Here is a 19,236-nt window from a genome sequence, read left to right as displayed (position 1 = left end):
ATTTCAATTGAATCTGCTATTCAGGTTTCTGCCACCAGACTTTGGTATTGATCAAATCAGCTCCTTGATTAGCAATAGCTTCTTTATAGCTTGTAGGATTTGAAGACTGTACGATAACGGGATATACCATGCGCGATGGCATTTCACCATTATTTTTTAAACCGGGACCTTTTGGTAAAACGGGATAGCCTGTTCTACGGTGTTCAAACCATTGCTGCATATCGACCATAAAAAGTGCATAATATTTCTGCAAATGCAGCATTTTCATTTTTTGTGCTACAGTTTTACTTTCGTCCCATTGTATGTCTGCATTTGTGAGATAATCCTGAACAGGAAGTGTCCAATTAGGAATCCAAAGCTTAATGTTGTTTTCCACTCCACTCTTATAATGGGTTTCGGCCGAACCAGAAATCCACCCTTTGATGATCGCTTCTGCTTTGATAAACTCAACTTCAGCATAATTCATCAACATACCAGTCAATGGTTCCGTCTGCAAACTATTGACACCTGCATTTTGGTCATATGAATAAAAATAGCTCAACTTCGTATAATCCTCGGCATTTCCAGCAGCATAACCACTTTCTACGCCAACATAATTTCCAGACACAGGTGCAATTCCCAATCTATTAATACCACTAGTTCCATATTCAGGAATATGGAGACGTGGATCGTTCCAATCTCTTAAATGATCAATAAAGAAAGAAGCAAGAGAGGTCGCACGGAAGTCTTGTGCTCTAGTGCCCATAAATGGTGATACATAGGCCCCCTGTCCTGTCCATCTTAAAACTGCGGCATCACTATTACTGCTCATGATTGGATACTCAGTTGGATGATCTTGTAGGATCTCTTGTATCTTTTTAATCGCATCGGGACCGACGTCGGCTTTGTGTGCAATACGAAGCAATAACCGAAGGTACATAGAGTTCGAAAATTTGCGCCATTTCAAAACATCACCGGCAAAGATGGGATCACTAGAAGCTTCAAGGGCATCGCCTCCCTTGAATAATTGATTAGCGGCCTCAAATTTTTCAAACATGCCGATGTAGATATCCTGTTGTTTATCAAATTGAGGTTCTAAAATAAGTGAGTCTCTCCCGATTAAAGCTTTTGAATAGGGAACATCGCCATACGTGTCGGTCAAGATAGAAAACAACCAAGATTGCCCCAGTAATGCAACCGCTTGATAGGATCTATTGAGTCCTATTCCTTCTGAAGCCGTCAGATACATATCCTTAAAGTTCATCAGTTGCTTGTAATGTTGATCCCAAAGATAACTTGACCAGCTTGGCCTAAAGTCATAACGAAAGACTTTACCATCTCCTTCACCGATCGAGACAGTTACTTGCATCAATTCATTGGTGAAACTTCTATTGCGATTCATATTGGCTGTGACCGCATTTAAAAATGCATTAGCCATAAATTGAGAAGGATACGCATGAGTTGTTTTTACAGGATCTGTATTTAACTCTATAAATCCTTTATCACAGGACTGCAGACTCATCGATAATGCTAAAAAAGCAAAAGATATTTTTTTGATCGTATTGTTCATTGTATTTCAGCTTAAAAACCAAAGACTAAATTAAATCCTATCGTGCGTGTAGATGGAAATTGAGCGATTTCAAAACCTTTTACAATATCTCCACCATCCAATGTTCCAAATTCAGGATCAAATGCCGGCCATTTAGACCAAATAAATAGGTTTCTTCCATAAAGACCGATAGTAGCCCTATCTAATCCCCACCGTTTTAAAACATCTTTTTTGAAAGAATAATCCAGTCTTGCTTCACGAAATTTGATAAAATCAGTTGGAAATGTACTTCCTTCGGCATTGTCTTGACCATAATGTGAGCGGTAATATTCGTCGATATTGGTTGCGACTACATCATTCTTGCGATAAGTACCATCCCCGTTGGAAACAACACCGTTTCCGATGATCCCATTATAGCGCCCTGGAAGTGTATTTTTTGTTTTACCTTGTTCTGCTAATTTATAATGGGTCAGCGAATGACCAACTGCTCCCCATTGAGTATCAAATAAGACGTTTAATCTAAAATTTTTATAACTAAATGTATTTCCCAAACTAAATTTGCCTGTTGGAATCGTGTTACCTAAATAGACAACCTGTTCCGTGAGTAAGGCTACACCGGTTTTTTCATCGTATATAATTTGGCCGTCTGGAGCACGTTGATATCCTATGCCATACATATCTCCCATACTTCCTCCTTGTAAACCTACAATTTGTCCACTTCCGACTGAACGATATTGAAGCACAATAGAAGAGTCGGGAATAGACATAATGGTATTTCCGTTAGCGCTATAAGTGATCGTCGATGACCAATTAAATCCTTCCTTATTGACAAGTTGATTGGTATTGATAGCGACTTCCAAACCTCTATTGCGAACTTCACCCATATTCATTAAGTATCTGGAGTAGCCTGACGATGGATCTATCGTACGATAAAGATGTTGTTTACTTGTATTTCCTTGATAAACTGCTACATCAACATTTAAGCGATTTTTAAACATGCGCACATCTGTTCCAAATTCTATGGATCGTGTCGAAAGCGGTTCGATATAAGGATTGACCAGTGTAGATGGGTTTTGCAGTGAACCTCCAACAAGAGGATTACCTCCTGAATATCCAAACTGCGTCATATAGGGAGCATCAACTCCCGATCCTACCCAAGCAACAGATGCTCGCAATTTTGCAAAATTAATAGTTTTGGGCAATGAAAATAATTCGGATAATACCAAACTACTGTTGAACGAGTTATAGAAGAAACCTACATTTTTATCGGGAACGATGGACGAAGCTAATGTACTCGACCAATCCATACGTCCAGTAGCATCAAAAAATAAATAATCTTTGTACCCTACTGTAACTAAACCATAAAAGCTATTGATTTCAAAATTTCTAATGTCTTGAACACTTTTAATACCATACTTATTATTAGTATGGTTGTATACTCCAGGAAAAGTTAGACCATCCGATGCTAAAGAGGTCATCCGATAGTGATTACGTAATGTAGCTCCACCTCCTGTAGCAGTTATTTGCCAATCTTCATGTATTTTTTTATCATATTTCAATAAGAAATCGAGATTGGTTTCTTTTGAAAAAATTTCTTGTGTACGGTAACTTCCTTCAGCTAATTTAGAACCGGCATCATAAGGTCGCAACTGTGCTCGATCTTCGCTGGAGAAATCGATAGAGGCTCTAACTTGTGCACTAAATTCTTTTGAAAACTGATAAGAGGCCTGTGCATTACCCGTAAATGTATTACGATTATTACGGTTAATAAATTCATAAGAAATCGCATATGGATTTTCGGGGTAACTGCTAAATGGATACATGATTTTCCGATCCTCCTTACCTTTTACCCAATAATCTTGTAACCAATTTACGTCTGCACTAGGTTGCCAAAAGATATACCAATACATCAACGATTGATTACCATAACCTGCTCCTGGTAGATTATCACTATGCCGGTTATTATAACTTACCTTCGAAGTGATACTCAACTTATCACTCACCTTTGAGTTGACAGATAAAGCAACTGTATTACGGTCATAGCCCGTATTAGGCACAATCCAGGTATTCCGCACGTTGGTCGCCGAGAAGCGTGCATTGGTTTTTTCCGTTCCACCATCTATAGAGAGGGTATTCATATAAGTTTTACCAATATCAAAAAAACTATTGATATTTTTATAGGGCTTCCAAAGGGTTCGTTCTGTGCCTACTGTTTGAAGGTTCGGATCATATTGAAAAAAGTATTGACCATCAAACTTAGGTCCATATGCAGAACTCGTACCGCTTGTACTCCCCCCATCAATTGAAGTCCCGAATGAATAATAATCTGCGCCACCGGTCCCCTGACCATACTCATATTGGAGGTCTGGCCAACGATTGACGCTTTCAAATGAAGTATTGGAGTTTAAGGTGATCCCTAATGATTTTCCATTTCTTTTGGCGCCAGATTTAGTCGTAATAATCACCGCACCATTGGCTGCTTTTTGTCCATAAAGAGCTGCTGCTCCCGGTCCCTTTAATACGGAAACACTTTCGATATCTTCAGGATTTAGATCATCCATCCCAGAACCATAATCTGCTGGCATATTATCACCACCAGTACCATAAATAGCATCAGAGGCATTGCCTGATCGTCGACCTGATCCACTATTGATCATCACACCATCTACAACGATCAATGCTTGATTTTCTCCTGTAAGATTATTCTCTCCACGTAAAATAATCTTTGTTGATCCTACTGGACCCGCTCCTGAGCGCATCAAGTTGAGGCCCGCCACTTTACCAGAAAGCGCATCCATCCAATTGCTCGAAACTGCATTCGTAAGCTCTTCACCCTTTACCGTACTAACCGAATAACCAAGAGACTTTTCTTCACGCTTGATGCCCAATGCTGTAACAACTACTTCTTCAAGAGCGCGCTCGGTAGCATGTAATCTGATTTCGACATCTGCAGAATGTTTGTTGACATGCTCCTCATAGGTGCGATGCCCCAAGGACTTAAAAGTTAAGACTGTTCCTTTAACAACCGTTAATGTAAATGCCCCATCTTTATCCGTCTTTCCAATGCTCTTATTACCATTAAGAATAGAAACATCAGCAAGTGGATGTCCATTTCCATCCACTACTTTTCCCTGAAAAGAAATATTTTCTTGTTCCAATATCTCTTCTGGTGATTCTTGAGTTTTAAGATGGAGATGTGACGCAAAAAGAGGATAAGAACTGCATTCGAGTATACTACATACGAGCAGTGCTTTTTTAAAATGAGATAGGTAATCGTGATTCATGCAAAATTGTTTTGTCAACGTGTTTTACTTCCGCACAAAAATGCAATCACTATATTAAGATAGCCCTAGTTTTATGTTAACATTGTTTTACTAAATGGAAGGCAATATAAACATCATGTTAATCAAGAGCATAAAAAAAGGAGTAAATTAAAAATCTCACTCCTTTTATATGATTATTTTTATTTATTAAATCTGATCAAAAGACCATTTTACATAATTTATGTTTTTATCAACAGCTAAGTATTTTTTTTCGTAATACGTTTTGATCGATAATACTTCATCTACTAAATCAGAATGATATAAATCAGCGGTCTCTGCATGTTTATGCAAACCCAAGATTTCTATCTGTTCTAATGTGTAATTATAGAATCCATCATTATCTGTTTTGAGATTCATCAATCCACCTTCTTTTAATACAAATTTATACCGACCTAAAAAAGTAGGATTCGTCAAACGTTTTTTCTCACGACTCTCTTGGGGTTGAGGATCTGGAAATGTGATCCAAATTTCAGAAATCTCATTTTCTTCAAAGTGTTCCAATATGGTCTCGATCTGAATACGAAGAAATCCAACATTATGAATCCCTTCTTCGATAGCAGTTTTAGCACCTCTCCAGATACGATTTCCTTTATAATCAACACCAATAAAGTTTTTCTCGGGAAAAAGCTTTGCCAGATTGACCGTGTATTCTCCTTTTCCACAAGCCAATTCTACAACGATTGGATGATCATTTTTAAAATGCGATTTAGCCCATTGACCTTTAAGTGCTTTACCAGCATCAAGTTCTACGACATTGTCAAAAGTACCAATCTCCGCAAATTTTCTAAGTTTGTCTTTACCCATTACAATAAAATATCCTGCAAAAATAACCTTATTATTGCACTAATCAATAGCTTATGTGGTAAATTTAGTTGAAGACCTTAAGAGAAACTCAAATCAAATGATCTGATCAAAATTTAATGCATGATCATCTTAAAAAAATGAATGATCACTTATTACCAGAAACCACATAAAAAGCAAGAAACATATTTCTGTTAAAATGAAAACGAGCGATCTAAAGAATAGATTCAATTTCCAAGGATATAAGTCAGAAGACCATACCTAACTTAACAGAATATATATCTTAATAGGTTTCACTGTAAGATGGAATACCATATTCGTTAACCTGATCTTCCACTACGGGAGGTGTTCCGATGGTCCCTTTTCTTTTTTTATTTTTTTTAGGTTTAATAAAATCCGTCACTTTTGCAATAATACCAGTAATACTATCCTGATTGACCTGCCCAAGAGCTTTTTCTGAAGCTAATAATAAAAGTGCTTTTTTCAAAACACTTGCTTTTTTAAAGAAAAATCGATTCATCACGAAGGGCACACCAATTCGCAATACTTTAGTCAACCAATCAGAATCTGTGCCGCCACTATTTTTTGCCGGAGAGAAAAGTCCTGTAATCATATTTAATCCCGGAACATTTGATTTCACGACATTAAATATACGCATAGGAGTCTCTATTTTATGATTTAGCAAGGTCATTTGCGATTTCAAGTACGCTTCTTGTTCATTTTTTAAAACCTTAAGACGAGTAATCTCCGCCTTCAACTCTGCGAGGTTATGAATTTTGCTTTGTTTCGTCATCTTCTACTTTTTCTTGTTTCACAATATTTTCTTCTTCCTCTAATTCGTCTGTCCATTTCGCAGAAAATCGACGAATTGACAAATCCATAAATTTAGACTCCAACGTCGGCTCAAGTACCCGAATCAAAACGAGTACAAGCAAAAATATAACTGCCGTAGCTAAAAAACCTAAAGAATTGCTTCCTAATACTTCTCCTAAATAAAATCCCAAAGCAAGACAAAGAAAGAATACAATAAATAAACTTAAAATTATTTTTGCACCATCAACAATCAAACTTGCAATTAAACGAGAAGATCGCTCCACTGTCTTTAGCCGAATTAAATTTAATTGCGAATCTAAATATTCCTTTGTCTTTTGGAATGTACCACTTAGCGAGAATTTTTCTTCTTCCATTTATTTCTATGTTAAGAACCAGAGGCTATAAGCCTCTGATTATAGTATTGATAATAATTTCTTTAGGTAAAAATTACCGCTATTTATGCATGCTCTGTAATTTCATCTTCGAAAATCTCTTCTCCTTTATTAATTTTTGTTTTAAGAGTAGCAACAACTTTTTCTTTAAAATCATTTAACTGATCAAACTGCTCTTCAGCGCGTTCGCGAATAGCATCTCCCAAATCAGCCAATGACTCATTAAGCTTGTCTCTTGTCTCTGTTCCTTTGTCAGGTGCGAATAAAATTCCTAAAGCGGTTCCTGCAGCCAAACCTGCTAATAATGCCAATACTACTTTACTATTATCATTCATATTATTAAACTTAAAATGTTAATCCTTTGTAATCCGTTTTATTCAGTAATAATACAATTAGCTAAGCAAATCGTTTGCCAAAAGCCAATATTTTTTGATATATGATAAATACCAGCTATTACAATATAATAAATTTGAACAAAAAAAACAATTCAGGTTATTTTTAAAGGTAAAAAAAATAATTCTTACAATTATTAGATAAATTTAATTAACTTTAATAGCCGTTTAAACCATTTTTATGTTAACAAAAACCTATAGCAGCGCCGTTTATGGTATCGAGGCCACCTCTGTAGCTGTGGAAGTAAATATAACCGCAGGTACGAGATACTATATCGTTGGTTTGCCAGATAATGCAGTTAAAGAAAGTCTACAAAGAATAGAAAGTGCCATTGTGTCTTGTGGCTATCGAATGCCAAGGCAAAAAATAGTCGTTAATCTTGCCCCTGCAGATATTCGAAAAGAGGGTTCAGCATACGATTTGGCGATTGCAACCGCCATATTAGCATCGTCAAATCAAATAGAAGCAAATCGGTTAGCAGATTATCTTATCTTGGGGGAACTCTCTTTAGATGGTAATATTCAACCCGTGAAAGGAATATTACCCATTGCTATTCAAGCAGCAAAAGACAAATTTAAAGGTATAATTCTACCAGAGACAAATGCCAGAGAAGCTGCTATTGTTTCAAACTTAACTGTTCTGGGTGTCGATAATTTGTTACAAGTAATTCATTTTTTTAATAACAAAAGTGATTTAAAAGTAACAAGTGTATCCATTGAGGATGAATTTTTAAATCATGCAAATCAAAATGAAGACGACTTCGGAGATGTGAGAGGACAAGAAAATATCAAAAGGGCGCTAGAAATAGCTGCAGCTGGTGGTCATAACCTGATTTTGATAGGGCCTCCAGGGGCGGGGAAAACAATGCTTGCTAAAAGAATGCCTACAATATTGCCACCATTAACCATAGAGGAATCCTTAGAAACAACCAAAATACACTCTGTGGCAGGTCAATTAACAGCAAAAGAATCTTTAATGACTAGAAGACCTTTTCGATCTCCACATCATACGATTTCGGACGTAGCACTTGTTGGTGGAGGAACGAATCCTCAGCCAGGAGAGATATCCTTATCGCACAATGGTGTATTGTTTCTAGATGAGCTTCCTGAATTCAAAAGAACAGTGTTAGAAGTGATGCGACAGCCTTTGGAATCACGTAGCATTACGATATCCAGAGCAAAATTTTCTGTAGACTATCCAGCGAGCTTTATGCTAATTGCAGCGATGAACCCATGCCCATGTGGGTACTATAATCATCCCGAAAAAGATTGTACCTGTGGCACCAACACCGTACAACGATATTTAAGTAAAATATCGGGTCCTTTATTAGACCGTATTGATCTTCATGTAGAAGTGACCCCAGTGGCTTTTAAAGAACTTACGTTTGACCAAAAATCCGAAAAAAGCCATATCATCAGAGAACGGGTTATGGCAGCCAGAAAAATTCAAAACGAACGCTTCAGGGCTTTTCAAAATATCCATAATAATGCACAAATGAGTAGTATACAAGTTCGGGAAAGATGCCAAATAGATGCTGAAGGAAGAAAATTACTTAAAAATGCTATGGAAAAATTAGGTTTATCTGCTCGGGCCTATGATCGCATTTTAAAAGTTGCAAGGACAATCGCCGATATGGAACATGAAATTGATATCAAAAACCATCATTTAGCGGAGGCTATTCAATTTAGAAGCCTTGACCGCCAAAGTTGGATAGGATAGTTTAAAACTGACTTACAAAATGTTTAAAAATCCAAGGATAAAGGATCAAAGTGATAATCACTCCAGATAATGCGCCGAATAAATGTGCATCATGGTTGATACCATCTCTTGAGTTTCTAGACGCCCATACACAATACCCCAAAAAGAGGACCGCAAATATATACGCAGGCATCGGAATAATCATGAAGATACCCAGCATCATTTTCGGGTCAAACATAATATAACTAAATAATACAGCACAGATTGCTCCTGAAGCTCCTAAACTGTAGTAACCATAATTATTTTTATGCTGAAAAATGGTTGGAATATCACTGAGTATCAAACTTGACACATAAATAATGGCAAACTGAAGATGACCCCAATCACTGATTTGGATTAATATCTTTTCTAAACCAAATCCAAAATAATAAAAGGTGATCATGTTGAATAAAAGATGACCCCAATCTTTATGAACTAACCCACTCGTTAAGATCGTATAGACTCTTTTCTTTCGATAGATGCTATAGGGGTGCAACATCATTTCACCCAGTACTTGAGGATTTGAAAAACTATAAATACTTGAAGCTATGGTTAAAGCAAAAATAATACTCGCTACGGGAGTTAAAAACAGATATTCCTGTATCATATAATTAAAAACGATCCTCTAATAATAAAACATATAATTCTTTTGGACCATGCGCTCCCAAAACTAAGCGTTTTTCGATATCTGCAGTACGCGAAGGTCCGGTAACTGTGGATACCATCGTAGGCATCTGATTACCATACCGACGTTGCATATAGGATAAAGCATCTTTAATATCCCAAACCATTTGAGAAGCTTTTGCGATCACAATATGAATTGGCGGATAAATACCCAATCGCCGTCCAGAAGCATTAGCATTACTAACCATGATACTTCCATTACGTGCAATCAAAACTTCACAAGACGTAATCCCTGCATCAGCAGCATCAAATTCGACTTCATTGGTATGTATAGGAAACCCGTAAGGATTCAACAAGTCTTGAACACCTTTTTCCCAAGTAAATATTTTTTTTATATTATTTTCTTCCGTTAAATGAATCAAATTTTCGATGAGATTGATCTCACCATCACAATACAAAAACTTCCCTCCAACAGCTGTCAGTTCTCGCGCAAACGTAACGTCAACTAATTCATCTTCCTCGTGATATAAAGGTGTTTTTTTGAATTTGGGATGCGGATTTTCACTTTTTTGAACTAGAGCCTGTCTGATCTTACCTAACATCTGCTCTTTGCTACTGCTATTTTTAACATTCATATGGCGGAGGTAGTAAAAAATACAGCGCCTCTTAATATAAGAAGCGCTGTACAATAAATATTATGTGTTTGGATTATCTTCTTCTTTGATCCCGATTTTAGGTTCTGCGACACTCGTCTCTTCTGGTAAAACATCTAAAGGTAGATCCGTTTGTGGAACACCACCCCCATCTCCACTATTCACAAACTCATCATAAGTAGTTTTCGTGTCAAATGGACGTTTTCCTAAAATTTCTTCCAAATCGCTCTGGAACAAGATTTCCTTTTCTAATAATTTCTCTGCGATAGCGATTAAACCATCTTGTTTTTCTAGTAACAATTGCTTTGTTCTGGTATAAACATCAGTAATTAGATTACGAACTTCAGAGTCAATTAACTCTGCCGTTTTGTCAGAATAAGGCTTGTGAAATTGCTCGGATCCATCACGGAAAGAAACATTTCCAACTTTTTCATTCATACCATAGATCGCAACCATAGCGTATGCCAATTTTGTGATGCGTTCCAAATCATTTTGAGCTCCAGTAGATATACGCCCAAAAGTAATATCTTCAGCTACACGACCACCCATAGTCATACACAAACTATCCACTAACTGCTCTGTGGTATATAAGAACTGCTCTCTAGGCAAATACTGTGCATACCCTAATGCCGCAACACCACGTGGTACAATAGATACCTTAACCAAAGGATCTGCATGCTCTAAAAACCAACCTGCAATCGCATGGCCTGCCTCATGATAAGCAACAATTTTTTTCTCCTCCGGAGAGATGATTTTATTTTTCTTTTCTAAACCACCAATAACACGATCTACTGCATCTTGGAAATCTTGCATATCAATTTCCGTCTTGTTTTTACGCGCAGCAATTAAAGCAGCTTCATTACAAACATTGGCAATCTCAGCACCTGCAAATCCTGGTGTCTGTGCGGATAATTTCTTGGCATCAACCTCTTCCGACAATTTTAAAGGCTTTAAGTGCACTTTAAAAATATGCTCACGACCAATTAAATCTGGTTTGTCAATCGAAATTTGTCTATCAAAACGTCCTGGACGCAATAAAGCGCTATCCAATACGTCAATACGGTTTGTTGCAGCTAGGATGATAACGCCTGAATCTGTACCAAAACCATCCATCTCGACCAATAGTTGATTTAATGTATTCTCACGTTCATCGTTACCACCCATCATCGAGTTTTTACCACGAGCACGACCAATAGCATCAATTTCATCAATAAAAATAATACATGGTGCTTTTTCTTTTGCTTGTTTAAATAAATCACGAACACGAGAAGCTCCTACACCAACGAACATTTCAACAAAATCAGATCCTGATAAGGAGAAAAATGGAACTTGTGCTTCACCAGCAACGGCTTTCGCAAGTAATGTTTTTCCTGTTCCTGGAGGGCCTACTAATAACGCTCCTTTAGGAATTTTACCTCCTAGATTGGTATACTTACGTGGATTTTTCAAGAAATCCACAATTTCCATAACCTCTTGCTTCGCTTCTTCTAAACCAGCTACATCATTAAAAGTGATATTGATGGAAGATTCCTTATCAAAAAGTTGAGCTTTTGATTTACCAATATTAAATATTTGGCCTCCACCTCCAGCGCCTCCACCATTCATACGGCGCATTAAGAATAACCATAATAATACCATCACGACTAATGGCAAAATAAACGTTACGAAATAATTGGCCCAAGGATTGGAACGATCTTCATAGCTGACACTCAATCGCGGGGTACCTGCAGGTAAATTTTCTTGTGCTGCCTTTAAGTTAGCCGCTAAAATCTCCGCAGAAGCTTCCGTAAAAAAATATTGCGGTCCAGTAACAGGAGTTAATGCTAATGCATTGGGTCCTGGAGCAACATCCTTATATTTTTCATCTTTTAAACGATCTTTCTTAATATAAACGTCAATCTGTACAAGGTCATTTTTCTTAGTACCTTCTAACCGCTCTACATCTCCTGTTGGTAAGATTGTAGATTCAAACTCACTGTAAGTAATCTTTTTAGCCGTACTATCGCTAAAAACGTATTGTAGGGCAAAAAAAACCACAATCAAAGCAAAACTTAACCACAAGATATTAAACTTGGGCGGTTTTGGGGTTATTTTACCAGTTGGTATTTTCTTCATTCTATCTTATTTATATCGTTTTAAATCTATTTTTATATCCAAATCTATGCACTTTGAAAATTTTGAATTTGAGCATCTCCCCATAAATCTTCGATCGCATATAGCGCTCTTTTCTCCTTTTTGAAAATATGAACGACCACATCTACAAAATCAAGTATCAACCACTCTCCAATACCTTGTCCCTCCTTATACTGAGGATCCTGACCAAATGTTTTATAAACCTCATCCTCCACACTTTTTGCTATTGCATTGGCTTGAATATGGGAGTCGGCATGGCAAATGACAAAATAATCAGAAACAGAACTGTTAATATCTCTCAAATCCAATCGCACTATTTCACTTGCTTTCTTCTCTTGCATACCATACACAACAACCTCTGATAGGCGCGTTGACAATTCCGAACTTTTATTTTTATCCATTAAAAAATATTATAGTTTTGACTATTATATACAATTAAAATTTTTTCACTTTGCAAAATAACACATTTTCAGGACTTATCATTGGTCAAAATGTAATTACTGTCGACCGAGTGTCATCCACAAATGATTATTTTAAGGATAACTTGTCAAAATTCAAGCCACAGGATGAAGGTTCTGCCATTTTAGCAGTTGAACAATACGCTGGTAAAGGTCAAAGGGGCAATATGTGGATCACCGAACCAGGTAAAAATATTATTACATCAATTTTAGTATATCCTCATTTTCTAAAAATCGACGAGCAATTTGCCTTATCATGTGCAATATGTCTTGGGATTATGAAATGGTTAAAGACCAAAACAAAAGAGATAGTACAAATTAAATGGCCTAATGACATTTATGTAAACCAGAAGAAGATATCGGGCCTATTAATTGAAAACAGCATCAAAGGAACTTTAATTGGTTCCAGTGTTATCGGAATAGGTGTTAATGTGAATCAGACCACATTTATAGACCATCCACATATCACATCGCTAAAATCGATTAATGATACCGCTGAAGAATATGATATATCGAGTTTAGCAAATGAACTATATCTATTTTTAGACACCGAATACAAACGCTTGAAAAATGCAGATCAAGTGCAACAACTTCAAGAGTTCAATCAACATCTTTTTCGTAAAAATGAAACAAAGACCTATAAAATTGCGGATGTAGAAATTAAAGGAAAAATTATACAGGTGCTGCCTAACGGTCAATTACAAGTGCAAATAAATCAGGAAATAAAGGCATTTGATCTCAAGGAAATTAAGTATGTACTATAGCATAAAAAAATATTTACCATCAACAGATAAATATATCTCATCAAAGCACTAAATTTGCTAAAGGAAATTAAACTTTAGCTATTTTGCTACGTCATACTAAAGCACAATAACTATTAAAATAAACAAAAACAAATTATTCTGATGAAATCATCATAAGCAATACCGCTAATAATTAGCTATAAATTTACTTATGATAGCTTCATAACAATTTAAAACAAATATATACCAATGAAAAAATTAACATTAATAATAGCAGTATTATTTTTTGCTATTTCAGGTGCTGTAGCTCAAATCCATAATCCGGTAAAATGGACTGTTGCTTCAAAAAAATTAAACAGTAAAGAAGCTGTTATTTTTATCAAAGCAACCATTCAAGATGGTTGGCATATCTATTCTCAAAACATAGGTGAAAATGGTCCTATTCCAACTTCATTTACATATCCTGCCTCTAAAGATTATACATTAAATGGTAAAACAGCTGAGCCAAAACCAGCGACTAAGTATGAAGAAGTATTCAAAATGAATGTAGGCTATTTTAATAAGGAAGTTGTTTTCCAACAAAAAGTAAAATTGAATAAAGGAACTGCAACCGTAAAAGGTTCTGTTGAATATCAAGCGTGTGATAAAACACAATGTCTTCCTCCAACTGATTATGCATTTACGGTTACCATCAAGTAGTAAATAATAAAACCAATACAAGAAATTTAGCGCTATTTAGATCAAGCAAAAAAAGATCTAAATGGCGCTTTTTTATAGGGAGATCTTTTTAAATCGCAAATGGTTTGTTAAAACCAATTTGAGGTTAAATAAAATGTTAATTTTAGGAATCCAACTAACATAAAACAGCCATCTTGGTCAGAATATATTGCAAATTGATCTGTCTGAAGTAAAATTGACTTTACAACTACTAAAAGATAAGGGGATTCTCATCCCCTTTTTCTAATTTTACAACTTACATATGAACTCTACAAAAAATGGCTAAAAAGAAACTATTTTTACTTTACTTCGTTATTTTCAGTTTATTCATTCCTGCCTTCTCCTTTGCATCGGTGCAAGACTCATTGCTTAGTGTAGAAGGAATCGAATTTTCAGAATCAGCTGATACGGCAGCAATTTCAGACGTCCCTTCAGATTTGGTTTTTTCAGAAAGTCCCGACACTATAAGTCAAGATACAGTTAAAAACACGCAAAATTTAGCAGTAAAAGCCACACCTGAAGTAAAAAAGTCTTTATGGGGGATTTTTCTCGCAGGATTGATTGGTGGTTTTGCAGCTCTATTGATGCCCTGTATCTTTCCGATGCTACCTTTGACAGTTAGTTTTTTTACAAAACAGGCTGGATCTAGGGCAAGCGGTATCAGTAAAGCTTTATTATATGGTCTTTTTATCATTATTATCTATGTTGCCTTGGGTATGATCATTACTATCCTTTTTGGATCGGATGCACTCAATGCTTTGTCAACAAATGGTATATTCAATTTTATATTCTTCCTGCTATTGGTGGCTTTCGCTGCATCTTTCTTCGGTGCATTTGAAATCACACTACCAAGCTCATTTGTTAATAAAATGGATGCTAAATCCGATAAAGGTGGGTTAGTAGGTCTTTTCTTTATGGCTTTTAGTCTTTCTTTAGTTTCCTTCTCGTGTACAGGACCGATTATAGGAACTTTATTGGTAGAAGCTGCATCAAAAGGCGAACGATTAGGGCCAGCCATCGGTATGCTGGGATTCTCCATTGCATTAGCGATTCCCTTTGGTTTATTTGCCATGTTTCCATCGCTTTTAAAATCACTTCCAAAATCTGGAGGATGGTTAAATAGTGTAAAAGTTGTTTTAGGATTTTTGGAATTAGCACTAGCACTAAAATTCTTATCCAATGTCGATCTAGCTTATCATTGGAATTGGTTGGACCGCGAAGTTTTCCTTTCACTTTGGATCGTCATTTTTGGTTTAATGGGACTTTACTTAATTGGTAAAATTAAGTTTTCACACGATAGTGAATTGAAATTTTTATCTGTTCCACGTACATTCTTAGCGATTGTGGTTTTTTCATTTGTCATGTATATGATTCCAGGACTATGGGGAGCACCATTAAAATCTATCTCCGCTTTCTTACCTCCATCAGCAACTCAAGATTTTGATTTATCAGCAGGAATAGCAAATGGGTCACCTACTCATTCAGACGGTAAAGTGAAAAAATATGCAGAGATATTTCATGAGCGTGGTACACCTAAAGGATTTGACCCTTACTATGATTATGATCAGGCTTTAGAAACAGCTAAAGAATTAAAAAAACCTGTACTGATTGATTTTACAGGATGGAACTGTGTTAATTGTAGAAAGATGGAAGCAAACGTTTGGACAGATCCAACCGTAGCCAAATTATTAAAAGAAGGTTTTGTAATGGCTGAACTTTTTGTGGATGACCGCACAGAATTACCAGCAGCAGAACAAATTATATCAGCTTATTCAGGCAAAAAAATAAAAAATATCGGAAATAAAAACTCCGATTTTCAAGCTTCAAAATTCAATAGTAATTCGCAACCGCTCTATGTTATTGTGGATACAGAAGGAAATGTTTTAGTCCCGCCATCAGGAGCAAACTATGATCCTGTCGAATACGCAAAATATTTGCAAAGTGGTATTGATGCATTTAACACTAAAAAATAATTCCTCTTTATTATCCAAAAATTTTGTCATAAGTAAAGGAAAAAAGGATTTATAGAACAATAATATGTAAGTGATAAGTAAAAACAAATCATATCACCTACATTGTTTTTGATATTCAACTGATTTATATTGCATATAAGAGACAATTTATTTAAGTTTGAAATATGAGTAATATTAAAAATATAGCAGTATTAACTTCTGGAGGAGATGCTCCAGGAATGAATGCTGCCATTCGCGCGGTAGTTAGAGCAGGTATATATAATGGTTTGAATGTGTTTGGCGTAAGAAGAGGTTATGACGGTTTGGTCAATGGTGATATGTATGCCATGGACGTAAAATCTGTCGCTAATATCATTCAGCGCGGTGGCACGATCTTAAAAACAGCAAGAAGTGACGAATTTAGAACTATTGAAGGTCGTCAAAAAGCTTATGAAAACATTAAGGAACATCAGATCGATGCGCTAGTTGTGATTGGTGGTGACGGAACTTTCACAGGTGCTTCTAAATTTCTTGAAGAGTTTGATATTCCGATCATTGGTCTTCCAGGAACAATTGATAATGACCTCGCAGGCACTGATTTTACCATAGGATATGACACAGCCATTAATACGGTTGTACAAGCTGTTGATAAAATCAGAGATACAGCAGAATCTCACGACCGACTTTTTGTTATTGAAGTTATGGGAAGAGATTCTGGATTGATTGCCTTAAGATCTGGTATTAGTACTGGTGCTGAAGCGGTATTGATCCCCGAATTTAATGTGGACTATGATGCCATTATGAAACGCTTGGATAAAACGCGTAAAAGCAAAGCATCACGCATAGTAATTGTTGCAGAAGGAGATTCGGAAGGCGGAATGGTTGTCTCAGAAAGAATTAAAGCAAATTTTCCACAATATGACGTACGTTTATCTATATTAGGACATATTCAACGTGGTGGAAGCCCAACTTGTATGGACAGGGTACTAGCTAGCCGATTAGGAGTTGCTGCAGTAGAAGCACTCCTTGAGGGTCGTAAGGGAGAAATGGCAGGTCTAGTTCACGGTGAAGTTGAATTTATTTCGTTTAATAAGGCGATTAAACATATTGATTCTATTAATCAAAATTTATTAAGAATCGTAGAGATTCTATCTTTATAAAAAGAATTGCTTATCTGGATATATCAATAAGTTTTATATAAAAAAAGCGTGGTTAAGTATTTAACCACGCTTTTTTTATGTTATAGAGATTATTAGGAACGCCAAGCTTTATATTGGTTGATCAATCCATTGGTAGAGGAATCATGTGTCGTGATGATATCTTCAGATTCCAATTCAGGAAGAATCTGTCCTGCAAGTTGTTTTCCTAATTCAACTCCCCACTGATCAAAACTAAATACATTCCAGATAATGCCCTGCACAAATATTTTATGTTCATATAGCGCTATTAATGTTCCCAAAGAACGTGGTGTAACTTTTTTAAGCAAAATAGAGTTACTCGGTCTATTTCCTTCAAATACTTTAAAGTTTTTCAACCGTTCAATTTCTTCTTCAGATTTGCCCGATGCTTTTAACTCTGCAATTACAACTTCCTCCGATTTGCCATTCATCAATGCCTCTGTCTGTGCAAAGAAATTGGACAATAACATCTGATGATGTTTACCGATTGGATTTAAACTAATCGCAGGTGCAATGAAATCACAAGGAATCAATTTGGTTCCTTGGTGTATCAACTGATAAAAGGCATGTTGACCATTGGTGCCTGGTTCTCCCCAAATAATTGGACCTGTCTGATAGTCTATGGCGTTGCCGTTACGATCTACGCTCTTACCATTACTCTCCATATCTCCTTGCTGGAAATAAGCCGCAAAACGATGTAAATACTGGTCATAAGGTAAGATCGCATGACTGTCTGATTCAAAGAAATTATTATACCAGATACCTAGTAAACCCAGAGTAACTGGAATATTCTCTTCAAATGATGCCGTTCTAAAATGCTCATCAGCTTCGTAAGCCCCAGTCAATAATTCTTTAAAATGATCAAAACCTATAGCCAAGCTGATCGACAGACCAATAGCTGACCAAAGGGAGTAACGACCACCTACCCAATCCCAAAACTGGAACATGTTCTTCGTATCAATACCAAATTCAGCAACCGCAGCAGTATTGGTACTTAATGCAGCAAAATGTTTCGCAACATCAGCTTTATGTGCACCACTATTTAAAAACCAATCTCGGGCGCTATTGGCATTAGCCATTGTTTCTTGTGTAGTAAAAGTCTTTGATGCTATTAAAAATAAGGTAGTCTCTGGATCAAGACCTTTAAGGGCTTCTGCAATATGCGTTCCATCTACATTAGATACAAAATGCATATTCAAATGTGTACGGTAGGCTTTCAATGCTTCCGTTACCATAACAGGGCCTAAATCTGAGCCTCCAATACCAATATTAACCACATCTGTAATCGTTTTACCTGTATAGCCTTTCCATTCTCCAGAAAGAATACGCTGTGTAAAAGATTCCATCTGCCCCAACACCGCATTGATGTCCTCCATAATATCTTGACCATCCACTAGAATTGACTTTCCGGATTGATTACGTAAAGCAGTATGCAACACTTGTCTTCCCTCTGTTTCGTTGATCTTCTCTCCATCAAACATCGCTGCGATAGCTTCACTCAGCTGACATTCCTGAGCCAATTGTCGTAATAATGCCAAAGTCTCATCGTTCACTCTATTTTTAGAATAATCTAAAAGCAAATCATTGAATTCAATACTGTATTTTTCAAATCGGAATGAATCTTCATCAAACAAATCTTTTAGACTATGCGCATTAATACTAATGTAATGATCAGCTAAATAACGGTAAGCAGCCGTCTTTGTAAAATCTATTTTTGGTAACATATCTTTCTATTTTAATCAAACTTAGATAAATTTGTTTTATTTACCATGTTAATTGTAGCATATATAA

At 36.3% G+C, this 19,236-nt stretch carries 16 protein-coding genes; 5 read left to right on the top strand and 11 right to left on the bottom strand.

The annotated features are described in order from the left end of the window. Positions 1-16: 16 nt before the first annotated feature. From C8N37_RS04860 to C8N37_RS04835, 6 genes are all read right to left on the bottom strand, one after another. On the bottom strand, positions 17-1,549 hold the full coding sequence (locus C8N37_RS04860) for a SusD/RagB family nutrient-binding outer membrane lipoprotein (RefSeq protein WP_108157857.1): 1,533 nt from the start codon (positions 1,547-1,549) through the stop codon (positions 17-19). A gap of 11 nt (positions 1,550-1,560) precedes the next feature. Further along, positions 1,561-4,812: a SusC/RagA family TonB-linked outer membrane protein gene (locus C8N37_RS04855; RefSeq protein WP_108157856.1), complete on the bottom strand. Its 3,252-nt coding sequence runs from the start codon at positions 4,810-4,812 to the stop codon at positions 1,561-1,563. A gap of 186 nt (positions 4,813-4,998) precedes the next feature. Next, the gene (trmB, locus tag C8N37_RS04850) at positions 4,999-5,655 is read right to left on the bottom strand and encodes a tRNA (guanosine(46)-N7)-methyltransferase TrmB (RefSeq protein ID WP_108157855.1); all 657 of its coding nucleotides are present in this window, start codon (positions 5,653-5,655) and stop codon (positions 4,999-5,001) included. Positions 5,656-5,935: 280 nt separating this feature from the next. Further along, entirely contained in the window at positions 5,936-6,445 is a 510-nt protein-coding gene (locus C8N37_RS04845; RefSeq protein ID WP_108157854.1) for a hypothetical protein, read from the bottom strand. Then, entirely contained in the window at positions 6,420-6,839 is a 420-nt protein-coding gene (locus C8N37_RS04840; protein ID WP_108157853.1) for a hypothetical protein, read from the bottom strand. The genes C8N37_RS04845 and C8N37_RS04840 overlap by 26 nt, the downstream gene beginning before the upstream one ends. An 83-nt stretch (positions 6,840-6,922) precedes the next feature. Continuing rightward, positions 6,923-7,192, bottom strand: coding sequence for a YtxH domain-containing protein (locus C8N37_RS04835; RefSeq protein ID WP_094771691.1), 270 nt, complete (start codon positions 7,190-7,192; stop codon positions 6,923-6,925). A gap of 238 nt (positions 7,193-7,430) precedes the next feature. On the opposite strand from C8N37_RS04835, the gene C8N37_RS04830 reads away from it, so the two are divergent. After that, on the top strand, positions 7,431-8,969 hold the full coding sequence (locus tag C8N37_RS04830) for a YifB family Mg chelatase-like AAA ATPase (RefSeq protein WP_108157852.1): 1,539 nt from the start codon (positions 7,431-7,433) through the stop codon (positions 8,967-8,969). Position 8,970: 1 nt separating this feature from the next. Here the strand turns inward: C8N37_RS04830 and C8N37_RS04825 are convergent, their stop codons facing one another. The 4 genes from C8N37_RS04825 to rsfS are packed head-to-tail and all read right to left on the bottom strand — an operon-like array spanning position 8,971 to position 12,798. Further along, positions 8,971-9,594, bottom strand: coding sequence for a rhomboid family intramembrane serine protease (locus tag C8N37_RS04825; RefSeq protein WP_108157851.1), 624 nt, complete (start codon positions 9,592-9,594; stop codon positions 8,971-8,973). Positions 9,595-9,598: 4 nt separating this feature from the next. Then, on the bottom strand, positions 9,599-10,246 hold the full coding sequence (locus C8N37_RS04820; RefSeq protein ID WP_108157850.1) for a LutC/YkgG family protein: 648 nt from the start codon (positions 10,244-10,246) through the stop codon (positions 9,599-9,601). A 60-nt stretch (positions 10,247-10,306) separates the two neighbouring features. Further along, complete coding sequence (ftsH, locus tag C8N37_RS04815; RefSeq protein ID WP_108157849.1) at positions 10,307-12,379, bottom strand: ATP-dependent zinc metalloprotease FtsH; 2,073 nt, start codon at positions 12,377-12,379, stop codon at positions 10,307-10,309. Positions 12,380-12,423: 44 nt separating this feature from the next. Further along, a complete protein-coding gene (gene rsfS, locus C8N37_RS04810) occupies positions 12,424-12,798 on the bottom strand; it encodes a ribosome silencing factor (protein WP_108157848.1) in 375 nt (124 codons plus the stop codon). Between the two features lie 50 nt (positions 12,799-12,848). Here rsfS and C8N37_RS04805 point away from each other — a divergent pair, with 50 nt between their 5' ends. The 4 genes from C8N37_RS04805 (at position 12,849) to pfkA (ending at position 17,427) form a co-directional block, all read left to right on the top strand. Next, on the top strand, positions 12,849-13,619 hold the full coding sequence (locus C8N37_RS04805; protein ID WP_244914344.1) for a biotin--[acetyl-CoA-carboxylase] ligase: 771 nt from the start codon (positions 12,849-12,851) through the stop codon (positions 13,617-13,619). A 228-nt stretch (positions 13,620-13,847) separates the two neighbouring features. Beyond that, positions 13,848-14,297, top strand: a complete 450-nt coding sequence (locus tag C8N37_RS04800) for a protein-disulfide reductase DsbD N-terminal domain-containing protein (protein WP_170114469.1) — start codon at positions 13,848-13,850, stop codon at positions 14,295-14,297. Positions 14,298-14,593: 296 nt separating this feature from the next. Then, entirely contained in the window at positions 14,594-16,288 is a 1,695-nt protein-coding gene (locus C8N37_RS04795) for a protein-disulfide reductase DsbD family protein (protein ID WP_108157846.1), read from the top strand. 164 nt (positions 16,289-16,452) lie between these two features. Beyond that, the gene (gene pfkA, locus C8N37_RS04790) at positions 16,453-17,427 is read left to right on the top strand and encodes a 6-phosphofructokinase (RefSeq protein WP_108157845.1); all 975 of its coding nucleotides are present in this window, start codon (positions 16,453-16,455) and stop codon (positions 17,425-17,427) included. Positions 17,428-17,519: 92 nt separating this feature from the next. Here pfkA and pgi read toward each other — a convergent pair whose 3' ends face one another. Then, complete coding sequence (gene pgi, locus C8N37_RS04785) at positions 17,520-19,169, bottom strand: glucose-6-phosphate isomerase (protein ID WP_108157844.1); 1,650 nt, start codon at positions 19,167-19,169, stop codon at positions 17,520-17,522. Positions 19,170-19,236 lie beyond the last annotated feature (67 nt).

Source organism: Sphingobacterium faecium (genome assembly GCF_003054045.1).
GTDB lineage: Bacteria > Bacteroidota > Bacteroidia > Sphingobacteriales > Sphingobacteriaceae > Sphingobacterium > Sphingobacterium faecium.
This window is presented reverse-complemented; position numbering and strand designations above follow the sequence as displayed.